The sequence below is a fragment of the Erythrobacter sp. WG genome, from assembly GCF_026586795.1.
GTDB lineage: Bacteria > Pseudomonadota > Alphaproteobacteria > Sphingomonadales > Sphingomonadaceae > Erythrobacter.
Genome location: NZ_JAPFGY010000024.1, coordinates 46,602 through 56,175 on the forward strand (window position 1 = coordinate 46,602; position 9,574 = coordinate 56,175).

General features: G+C 65.2%; 11 protein-coding genes and 1 pseudogene. All 12 read left to right on the forward strand.

The features are described from left to right. Window positions 1-181: 181 nt before the first annotated feature. The 12 genes and pseudogenes from OPU67_RS12380 to OPU67_RS12435 all read left to right on the forward strand — a co-directional run bounded on the left by OPU67_RS12380 (window position 182) and on the right by OPU67_RS12435 (window position 9,512). A complete protein-coding gene (locus OPU67_RS12380) occupies window positions 182-496 on the forward strand; it encodes a hypothetical protein (protein WP_267620022.1) in 315 nt (104 codons plus the stop codon). Between the two features lie 92 nt (window positions 497-588). Further along, window positions 589-918, forward strand: a complete 330-nt coding sequence (locus OPU67_RS12385) for an I78 family peptidase inhibitor (RefSeq protein ID WP_267620024.1) — start codon at window positions 589-591, stop codon at window positions 916-918. Continuing rightward, the gene (locus OPU67_RS12390; protein WP_267620026.1) at window positions 915-1,316 is read left to right on the forward strand and encodes a RidA family protein; all 402 of its coding nucleotides are present in this window, start codon (window positions 915-917) and stop codon (window positions 1,314-1,316) included. The genes OPU67_RS12385 and OPU67_RS12390 overlap by 4 nt, the downstream gene beginning before the upstream one ends. Further along, window positions 1,313-1,915, forward strand: coding sequence for a DUF1214 domain-containing protein (locus tag OPU67_RS12395; RefSeq protein ID WP_267620028.1), 603 nt, complete (start codon window positions 1,313-1,315; stop codon window positions 1,913-1,915). The genes OPU67_RS12390 and OPU67_RS12395 overlap by 4 nt, the downstream gene beginning before the upstream one ends. After that, window positions 1,912-2,433: a DUF1254 domain-containing protein gene (locus tag OPU67_RS12400; RefSeq protein WP_267620030.1), complete on the forward strand. Its 522-nt coding sequence runs from the start codon at window positions 1,912-1,914 to the stop codon at window positions 2,431-2,433. Before OPU67_RS12395 ends, OPU67_RS12400 begins: the two co-directional genes overlap by 4 nt. A gap of 117 nt (window positions 2,434-2,550) precedes the next feature. Further along, window positions 2,551-3,696: an acyl-CoA dehydrogenase family protein gene (locus OPU67_RS12405; protein ID WP_267620032.1), complete on the forward strand. Its 1,146-nt coding sequence runs from the start codon at window positions 2,551-2,553 to the stop codon at window positions 3,694-3,696. Window positions 3,697-3,718: 22 nt separating this feature from the next. Then, on the forward strand, window positions 3,719-4,780 hold the full coding sequence (locus OPU67_RS12410; RefSeq protein WP_267620034.1) for an enoyl-CoA hydratase/isomerase family protein: 1,062 nt from the start codon (window positions 3,719-3,721) through the stop codon (window positions 4,778-4,780). A 106-nt stretch (window positions 4,781-4,886) separates the two neighbouring features. Further along, a complete protein-coding gene (locus OPU67_RS12415; protein WP_267620036.1) occupies window positions 4,887-5,681 on the forward strand; it encodes an enoyl-CoA hydratase-related protein in 795 nt (264 codons plus the stop codon). Between the two features lie 26 nt (window positions 5,682-5,707). Further along, complete coding sequence (mmsB, locus tag OPU67_RS12420; protein WP_267620038.1) at window positions 5,708-6,574, forward strand: 3-hydroxyisobutyrate dehydrogenase; 867 nt, start codon at window positions 5,708-5,710, stop codon at window positions 6,572-6,574. Window positions 6,575-7,493: 919 nt separating this feature from the next. After that, window positions 7,494-8,652: pseudogene (locus OPU67_RS12425) on the forward strand (IS3 family transposase). Between the two features lie 55 nt (window positions 8,653-8,707). Further along, entirely contained in the window at window positions 8,708-9,019 is a 312-nt protein-coding gene (locus tag OPU67_RS12430) for a hypothetical protein (protein ID WP_267620040.1), read from the forward strand. Between the two features lie 178 nt (window positions 9,020-9,197). Continuing rightward, on the forward strand, window positions 9,198-9,512 hold the full coding sequence (locus OPU67_RS12435; protein ID WP_267620043.1) for a hypothetical protein: 315 nt from the start codon (window positions 9,198-9,200) through the stop codon (window positions 9,510-9,512). Window positions 9,513-9,574: the final 62 nt, after the last annotated feature.

Sequence of the window (9,574 nt, forward strand, 5' to 3'; positions counted from 1 at the left end):
GGTCGGCTTCGACCGGTGGTTCGAGATCGTGCCCGCGCTGACCATCATTGCTGCGGCCGCAGCCATCGGCAGCCTCTTCATCGCCGAGCGCGCGGCAATCAGGCGGCGCTAGGTCGACCCGGAAAGCGGACTGCCCAACCGCCTCGCCTTTGCCGCCCGGGCGCATGATCCGGACAGCACCTTGCTGGTTGCCGCGCAGATCGACGAATTCGACGCGCTGACGCTGGCGGTCGGGAAGGCGGACCTCGGCGATCTCCTGCGGCGTATCGCCGAGCATCTCCAGATTGCGACCGGCGGTGCCGCGATCAATCCCACCGAGCCGCGCACGCTGGCATGGGTTTCCGCGCTTTCGGTGGCCGAGCTCGAGGCGCAGCTTTCGGGCATTCGTGCCATGATGCGCAGCCCCTTCGAGATCGCCGGGCGCCGGCTGGGCGTCTCGCTGACCTACGCGGTGGCGGGCCTCGACGCGGGCGATCCCGCCTCGCAGGCGGCGTGAACGAATTAGCCGGCTTGCATCGGGGCGTCCGATCGCTAACCCTTCCGCGCGAGCGGCTTGAGGCCTGCCGACCGGGACGAGGGAGATCGCCAATGACGAACGGGACATGGCGCTTGGCGCTGGCGGGGTTTGGCGCGCTGGGGCTGTCGGGCTGCGTGGTGAACATTGCGGACAGCACGCCGGACCGGGCCGAGGCAGTGCCGCCCCCGCCTGTGTCGATGATCTGCAATGCCGAGAAGGCGCAGTCCCATATCGGCCATGATGCCACCCAAGCCATTGGCACGGCGATCCTCAGGGATGCCGGCGCGCGCACTCTGCGATGGGGACCGCCGAACGGCGCCTGGACGATGGACTACCGCGAGGACCGCGTGAATGTCCGCTACGACGAGAAGATGAAGATCACCGGTATCACCTGCGGATGAGCATCGGCGGATCGCAGCGCGCCCGCGCCACCTCGGGATCGCCCTACGAGGCGCAGTTCGGCTTCGCCCGCGCGGTTCGGGAGGGCAACCGGATCTGCGTCGCCGGCACCGGTCCGGTGGAGCCCGATGGCTCGACGACGCCGGGAGGTGCGGCGGAACAGGCGGCGCGCGTGTGCACCATCATCCTCGCCGCGATCGAGGCGCTGGGCGGCAGCGCCGCAGACGTGGTGCGCACCCGGATGTTGCTCACCGATCCGGCCGATCAGGATGCGGTGGGCGCTGTCCATGCCCGCTTCTTCGACGAGGCAAAGCCTGCCGCGACCATGATGGGCGTGGCGTGGCTGTGCCGCCCGGAATGGAAGGTCGAGATCGAGGCCGAAGCGGTGATCCCCGGATGATGCGGCGCGCCCTAGCCTATCTTGCGGCGGTGCTGGCGGGGAGCGCGCTCGGCCTCGGCAGTGCGCTTTTCATGGCGGGACTGTGGCCGCCGGGGCGCAATCTGGCGTTCGGCGATGTCGATGTCGGCGGCTGGCGCAGCGACTTCGCGGTGGGATCGAAGGCCGCCGATCCCTATACCCGCGCCCGCGTGGCGCGCCACGGTCTGCTCGCGCTTGCCAAGACCGAGGCGGTCTATTTCACCCGCGCAACCGACGACGCGGGCGGGCGCTTGCGGGAGAGCTGCACCTATCGTCTCTCGGGAGATCCGATGCCCGCCGCCTGGTGGTCGGTCACGCTGTATGACGGCGCGAGCATGCTTCCTGCCAACGACGATGATGCGCTCAGCATCGATGCCGAGGTCGCGGGCGAAGGCGCGTGGTCCGCGATCATCGCGCCGCGGCGGCCTGCGGGCGGCGCGGCGTGGATCTCGAGCCGCGCGGCGGGCGAATTCGACCTCACCCTGCGGCTCTATATGCCGAGCCGGGAACTGCTTGCGCAGCCCACCGCCGCGCTCTCCCCGCCCCATATCGAGCGCCTGTCCTGCGAGGGTGCGGGATGAGGCGTTGGATCGGGCCCTTCGTGGTGCTGCTCGTCTCGACTGTGGCGGCGCACGCGCTCACGCTCCACTTCGCGCCGAGCGTCATCATGGCGCAGGCCATGGACGCGCTGGCCGAGCGCGGGGTGGCGCTGCACGCCTTCACGCCGCCCAGCCGGGTCACGCCGCAGACCCAGCAAGTGGTGCGCTCCTCGCCCGATCTCTACTATGCGCTGTGCCGCTACGATCTTGCTAATCCCGGCGCTACGCTCGCCATCACGATGGGCGCCTGGCCCGATTACCAATCGCTCGCCTTCTTCGACGCCCGAACCGACAACTTCGCGACCCTGCGCGGCACCGGCCGGAGCGTGTCGATCCGCTTGCTCCCGCCCGGCAGCGCGCCCCAGCCAGGGGCGATCGTCAGTCCTACGGCGAGGGGCGTGATCCTGATCCGCCGTCTCGCGCCTGACGCCGCCCGCTTCGCCGCCGCCGCGCAGGCGGGCCGGTCCGATGCCTGCCGCCTCGAGCGGCTCGCGTCGTGACGGCGGCGGGCCGACGCACCGGATTTGCATCCGCCTTCCGCTGGGGGCAAAATTCATGACACATGAAGTCCCGCGCGGTCTTTTCCCTCGCGCCAAGGGTCGTTAGAGCACCCCGCCATGAACGGACAATTCCAGCTCACCGACGACCAGCTTGCGATCCAGGAGGTCGCCCGCCGGTTCACCGCCGACGCCATCACCCCGCACGCAGCCGAGTGGGACGAGAAGCACATCTTCCCGCGCGAGACGATCCAGAAGAGCGCCGAACTCGGCTTCGGGGCGATCTATGTTTCCGAGGAATCGGGCGGGATCGGCCTCGGGCGGCTGGAGGCGGCGCTGATCATGGAGGCGATGGCCTATGGTTGCCCCTCGACCAGCGCCTTCATCTCGATCCACAACATGGCCTCGTGGATGATCGACCGCTTCGGCGGCGCGGCTGTGAAGGCGAAGTACCTTCCCGATCTCGTGACGATGGACAAGATCGCCAGCTACTGCCTGACCGAACCGGGCTCCGGCTCGGACGCCGCGGCGCTGAAGACCACTGCGCGGCGGGACGGCGATCACTATGTGCTGAACGGCACCAAGCAGTTCATCTCGGGCGCGGGCGCGAACGAGGTCTATGTCGCGATGGTCCGCACCGGCGAGGATGGTCCCAAGGGCATCTCCTGCATGGTGATCGAGAAGGACATGCCCGGCGTCAGCTTCGGGGCCAACGAGAAGAAATTGGGCTGGCATTCGCAGCCGACCGCGCAGCTGATCCTCGAGGATGTGCGCGTGCCCGTGGAGAACCTCGTCGGGGGCGAGGGCGAGGGCTTCCGCATCGCGATGATGGGTCTCGATGGGGGGCGCCTCAACATCGGCGCCTGCTCGTTGGGCGGCGCGCAGCGGTGCCTCGACGAGGCGATCGCCTACACCAAGGATCGCAAGCAGTTCGGCCGGGCGGTCGCCGATTTCCAGAACACTCAGTTCATGCTCGCCGACATGGCCACCGATCTGGAGGCGGCGCGCGCGCTGCTCTACCTTGCAGCCGCCAAGGTCACCGACAACGCGCCCGACAAGACGCGCTTCTCCGCCATGGCCAAGCGCCTCGCCACGGACAACGGCAGCGCGATCGTCGACCGCGCGCTCCAGCTGTTCGGCGGCTATGGATACCTTCAGGACTATCCCATCGAGCGCTTCTGGCGCGACCTGCGCGTGCATTCGATCCTTGAGGGCACCAACCAGGTGATGCGCATGGTCGTCGGCCGGGACCTGCTGCGCCAGTGAGCGCAGCGACAAGGAAAAGCACATGACCGACGATGTCCTGATCCGCACCAACGGCCCGATCGGCCATATCAGTCTGAACCGGCCCAAGGCGCTTCACGCGCTGACCCTGCCGATGTGCCACGCAATGAGCGCGGCCTTGAGCGAGTGGGCGGCCGATGACGGTATCAAGGCGGTGATCCTCGACCATGCTGAGGGCCGCGGCTTTTGCGCAGGCGGCGATATCGCCTTCCTGCGGGATTCAGCGTTGAACGATGGCGGGGTGTCGGGGAGGAAGTTCTTCCACGACGAATATCAGCTCAACCACCAGATGCACGCCTACGCCAAACCCATCGTCGCCTTCATGGACGGGATCACGATGGGCGGCGGCGTGGGCATATCGCAGCCCGCTAAGTTTCGCGTGGCGACCGAGAACACCCGCTTCGCCATGCCCGAAACCGGCATCGGCCTGTTCCCCGACGTCGGCGGCGGTTGGTATCTCTCGCGCCTCGGCCAGCGGCTCGGGCAGTTCCTGGCGCTCACCGGCGCGCGGCTCGACGGGGCCGAGTGCCTGTGGACGGGCCTCGCGACCCACTACCTGCCCCACGATATGCTCGAGGACATCAAGGCGCGCATCCACGATCGCCCCGAACGCATCGCCGGCATCCTCGCCGAACCCGTGGGTACTCCGCCCAAGGCCCGGATCGAGGCGAATGCCGACCGGATCGCCAAGCACTTCGCCTCCGATCGCTACGAGGATATCCTCGCCAGTCTCGAGGTGGCGGCCGACAGCGGCGACCCTTGGGCGGCGACCGAGCGCGACACGCTGGGCACCAAGAGCCCGCAGACCTGCAAGGTGGCGCTCCGCCAGCTCGCCGAGAGCGCGCGTCTCACGGATTTCGCCGCCAATATGCGCATGGAGTATCGCATCGCCTCGCGCGTGCTCACCCGTCCCGACTTCGCCGAAGGGGTGCGCGCGGTGATCGTCGACAAGACCGGCGATCCCAAGTGGAACCCCGCCACCCCCGAGGAGGTCACCGAAGACCTGCTCGACGCGATTTTCGCGCCCCTGCCCGAAGGCGAGGAGTGGGCGCCGCTCGCAAGTTGAACGATCGTCATTGCGAGCGAAGCGAAGCTATCCAGAGCGCCGCGCGAAACGGCTCTGGATTGCCGCCTCGCTCCGCTCCTCGCAATGACGCGCCAAGGAGAACAGGATGACCTACGAAACCATTCTCGTCGAGACCGACGCCCGGGGCACCAGAGGCGTGACCCTCATCACCCTCAACCGCCCCCAGGCACTGAACGCTTTGAATTCGCAGGTGCTGGCCGAGCTGATCGAGGCTTTCGCCGCCTATCAGGCGGACAGCACGCAGCTCTGCGCGGTGGTCACCGGCAGCGGCGACAAGGCCTTCGCGGCCGGGGCCGACATCAAGGAAATGGCCGACAAGCCTGCGGCCGACTTCTACCTCGACGATTTCTTCGCGCCATGGACGTCCGAGATCGTCAGGAAGACGAGGAAGCCCTGGATCGCCGCGGTCAACGGCTTTGCGCTGGGCGGCGGGTGCGAGCTGGCGATGATGGCGGACTTCATCATCGCCTCGGACAAGGCGAAGTTCGGGCAGCCCGAAATCAAGCTGGGCGTTGCCCCCGGCATGGGCGGATCGCAGCGGCTGACCCGTGCCATCGGCAAGTCGAAGGCGATGGAGATGTGCCTCACCGGACGCATGATGGGCGCCGAGGAGGCCGAGCGCAGCAACCTCGTCGCCCGCGTGGTGCCGCACGAGGAGCTGCTCGCCGAGACGCTCAAGACCGCCGCGACCATTGCGGGGATGCCGCCGATGGCCACCATCGCCAACAAGGAGATGGTCAACGCCGCCTTCGATACCAGCCTCGACCAGGGCCTGATCGTCGAGCGTCGGATCTTCCAGATCCTTGCCGCGAGCGAGGACAAGGCTGAGGGCATGGCCGCCTTCATCGAGAAGCGCGAAGGGCAGTGGACGGGGCGCTAAGCCCGCCACGAAGGGAGAGCATAGCCATGAAAATCGCCTTCATCGGCCTCGGCAACATGGGCGGCGGGATGGCCGCGAACCTTGTGAAAGCAGGCCACGAGGTCCGCGCCTTCGACCTCAGCGAAGCGGCGCTCGCCGCCGCGCGTCAGGCGGGGTGTGCGACCTTCGGCACCGCCAGGGAAGCCTGCGCGGGCGCCGAGGCAGTTGTCTCGATGCTGCCCAATGGCGCGGTCGTGAAGCAGGTCTACTGGGACGACGTGATCGGCCATGCGCCCGAAGGCGCGATCCTGCTCGATTGCTCGACCATCGACGTTGCCACGGCGCGCGAGGTGATCTCGGTGACCGAGGCGCACAATTACCAGATGGTCGACGCGCCGGTCAGCGGCGGAATCGCGGCGGCAGCGGGCGGCACACTGACCTTCATGGTCGGCGGCAGCGACGAGGCCTTTGCCCGCGCGAAGCCGCTCCTCGCCGCAATGGGCAAGGCGGTGATCCACGCCGGGGCTGCGGGCAACGGGCAGGCCGCCAAGATCTGCAACAATATGCTGCTCGCGATCCAGATGATCGGCACCTGCGAGGCCTTCGCCATGGCCGACAAGCTCGGGCTCGACGCGCAGACGTTCTACGATATTTCTAGCGTCTCGAGCGGCCAATGCTGGTCGATGACCTCCTATTGCCCCGTCCCCGGAGTCGGTCCGGTGACCCCGGCGGACAACGGCTACCAGGGAGGGTTCGCTGTCGGGCTGATGCTCAAGGACCTGAGGCTGGCGATGGAAGCGGCCGAAGGCGCGGGCGCGACCGTCGCGCTCGGGCAGCACGCCAAGGCTATCTACGAGGCCTTCGCCGCCGAAAACGCCGCCACCGATTTCTCCGGCATCATCCGCACGCTGTGACGAGCGCTGCAAATTACTTGCCGGCGCGAGATTATCCGGCGATGCTTTAAGTCAGGGTTGCTTGCATATCCTTTGACAGCGCTTATGCAGCTTGACCGAGCTCTGACGTGCTTCCCTGACTGTTTGGGATAAGTGGTGGAGTTTGGTTCTTTCATGCGTTTTGGACGCGTTGAGGTTCACCGTGTCCGGCAGCCCGCCTCGAGGGCGCGGGGCAGATGGCAAACCGGCTTGTCGCTCAGCAGCGCATATGACCCATTCATTTTGGTGGCAATTGGCCGCGATGTCTAATCTTGCTCTTATGCCTGTTGCAGTGCGGTAACCCGTGTTTTCCGAGATCCGCTGACGCCGAGCGACCAAGGGCTCGGATGGGTTCGGGCGACCGGAGAAGTCAGGGTCGAACGGATCCAATCAATCGTTCAGATATGTTGGCTGACAGGATAAAGTAGCTTGAGCCAGTCGCCCTTGAGCGTGGAAAATCTGGCATGCTGTAAGCAATGTGATGCCCTCCTTAGCTGATATCTCCCGATGTGACCAACGACCTCGGAGAGTTCGATGTCCACAAGCCATGCAGAAGATCGTTGGCAAACTTGTGACGTAGGGCACCTTGATCTATGGCTGCAACTGGGGGCCGCGAACACTTATTGTCGACAGGTTCAGGATGGAAAAGCAGATCGCATGAGGCTCTTGAGATCTTGGATCGCAGGTATCTTCCAGATACGTGACGAGGCGGCTCAAGGCGGGGAATGGTGGGAGATCGATCTGCTCATTGTGCTCATCCTAGGCAGCCTTGCAGCTGGCGCGCTGGCCTGGCTTCAGATGTGACTTGGCAGGAGCGGCAGCGATTCCTTGCCGGGTGTGACGTGACCCCCTAATTTTCCTTCACGAACGATTAGAGTCTGGCCTTGAGGAAGGACAGACGTTGAAGCGTGCAAGGATTTCGGAAGAGCAGATCATTGGGGTGCTGAAGATGGCGGAATCGGGCGCGAAGCCCGCTGATTTGGCCCGGCGGCACGTGGTTTCTGAAGCGACGATCTACAACTGGAAGGCTGAGTATGGCGGGCTGGAGGTGTCGGAGGCCCGGCGTTTGCGAGAGCTCGAGAGCTAGAACGTGAAGCTCAAGCAACTGCTGGCCGATGCGATGCTGGACAACGTAGCTCTGAAGGATTTGCTGTCAAATAAGTGGTGACGCCCGCCGCGAAGCGGGAGGCTGCCGCTCATCTCCAGGCGTGCCGTGGGATAAGCGAGCGGCGGGCGAGCCGCGTCATCGATGCCGATCGCAAGAGCGTGCGCTACCGTTCCATTCGGGATGATCACGATGCCCTGCGCGAGAAGCTGCGCGGAATGGCCAACCAGCGATGCCGGTTCGGCTACCGCCGCCTGCATATCCGGTTGCGCCCGGAGGGCGTGATGATCAACCGCAAGAAGGCTCAGCGGCTGTATCGTGAGGAAGGTCTGGCGGTTAGGCGGCGGCGCAGCCGCAAGCGTGCTGTCGGGTCCAGGGCACCGCCTCCTGTGCTGGCGCTGCCGAACCAGCGCTGGAGCCTGGACTTCGTCCATGACCAGATGGTTTCTGGCAGGCGGTTCCGGGTGCGCAACGTGGTCGATGACGTCACTAGGGAGTGCCTCGCGGCTGTGCCGGATTCCTCGAGCCGGGCACCGCGTCGTGCGCGAGCTGACCCAGCTGATCGCCCAGCGGGGCAAGCCCGGCATGATCGTCAGCGATAATGGCACCAAGCTCACCAGCAATGCCGTGCTCGCGTGGTGCGGCCAGAGTGGCGTGGAATGGCACTACATCGCTCCGGGCAAGCCGATGCAGAACGGCTACGTCGAGAGCTTTAACGGCCGTATGCGGGACGAGCTTCTCTTTCATGAGCCTTGCCCATGCACGGGTCGAGATCGCCGCCTGGGTCGAGGATTTCAACCGGGAGAGACCGCACTCGGTCTTGGAATACGCTACACCGGCGGCGTTCGCCGCCGAACTGAACAAGCAACGGCTTGGTTCGCTCCGCCCTACGGCCTGCGCTACGCAGCCCCTTGCTTCAACCGCGCTGATGCCCAAGACAACCGCCCGGCTCTAATCCCAGCTGGGGAAAAGCTGGGGGTCACGTCAGGGCCGATCCGCGGCTGAGGCTGGTGATCCGTGACCGCGACGGGCCGACCACCAAAGCCGATTGTCTCAATCGGCTCTACGCCGCGCTTGTCGTCGACGAGGAGCGCGGCCAGCGCCGGTTCCGGGCGGTGGTGTTCCACGATGCCGAGGACATGGTCGATGCCGGTCCGCTGGACCTGCTCGACGAATGCATCACCGGCGGCGCGGACTTCGTGCAGCTGCCGGTCGAACCGCTGATCCCGCGCCACCGCGCCTTCTTCGCACGGCACGTCGGCGCGCCTTACTGCGAGGAGTTCGCCGAGGCCAATTACGCAACGGCGTTAGATTGCGCATAATGGCGAGTTCTCAGTTCACCCGATGCCAATTGAGGTCAAATCTGGGCGAAGCACCCCTATTCGTCCAATGCACCAAGTTACGGGGGAGAGTTAATCGCTAATTTGCAATATTTGTTAGGTTTCGGATTCTCACCTGATTGCTATAGATCGTATATGGAGCATCACAGGGGGTGGCCTTATGAACAAGAATGTAATTAAGCGGCTGGCCGAAACGCTGGACTCTGCGCAGCATATTTTGGAAGAACTCCGCTTGAGCTCTGGCTGCGACTCTTATCCGAAACTCCCCAACCTACCTGAAAGTCGCCATCAAGTCGCTTACGAGTCTGCCGTCCGAATGCTTGCAGATCGTCGCGCTCGGAATAATTACTTCACTGATCCTGATATGTTCGGAGAGCCCGCTTGGGACATACTGCTCGATCTATATATACATCAGTTCCAGAACGACGAGGTGAGCGTCAAGGCCGCGTGCGTCGGTTCAGTATCCATCCGGTGAGGGCCGCGGCGTGAAGCGGTGAGACTGTCTATCGGTCGTCGAGGAATGCCTCTGGCCCCTCT